This is a genomic window from Chryseobacterium sp. HNCC26DJ238, from assembly GCF_057180465.1.
On record NZ_JBXUGI010000052.1, the window covers coordinates 1 to 718 of the forward strand.

Annotated in this window: 1 pseudogene; it reads right to left on the reverse strand. The window is 44.8% G+C overall.

Annotation, left to right across the window (positions count from 1 at the left end):
* A pseudogene (locus AC2A07_RS19670) lies at positions 1-718 on the reverse strand (T9SS type A sorting domain-containing protein); the annotation flags it as partial.

The following is a 718-nucleotide window of genomic DNA, read 5'->3' on the forward strand; positions in this document are numbered from 1 at the left end:
GCCTCCGATGATGTATCCTGTAGAGGTCATGGCTAAAGTTCTCAGGTGGTCATCTCCTTTCCCTCCGTAATTCTTCTCCCACTCAACTTTTCCTTCCTTTGATATTTTAACGATCCAGTAATCTCCTTCACCTTCATTCTCTGTTTTTTTGGAATAGGTATTCAGTTTTGACTGAGAATTCTCAGGCGATGCATCTCTAAGTTCCTTTCCTTTGGAGGGATTTGTGAAGGATGCACTCCTTGAATACATGCCCAACAGAACACCGCCGTCAGCGGTCGGGATCATTTTTTCCACTTCATCATTTCCTCTTCCGCCGAGGATCAGTTGGGAAACTTCTTTTCCGTTCTTATCGAGCCTGATGATCATGACATCTTTAGAACCGTACCCATCAGGTGAGTTCTGTACATTGCCTGCAACAACAAATCCTAAGTCAGTGGTCTGGATGACCGCTCTTGCTTCATCGTCCTGGGCTGTGCCTAATGTCTTCTGCCAAATTTCAACTCCCTCCGAGTTTGTTCTTATCAACCATAGATCTGAGCCTCCTTTGGAATCCTCTTTTTTATCCAGCCCTTTTCCGGAGTACGAAGTTCCTATTATGGCAAATCCGCCCTCCTGTGTAGCGACGGTTGCAGCCAGGAAATCATGGTTCTTTCCTGAGAAATATTTTTCAAATACGGTATCACCGTTTTGGTTGAGCTTGATGAGCTTAAAGTCGTAC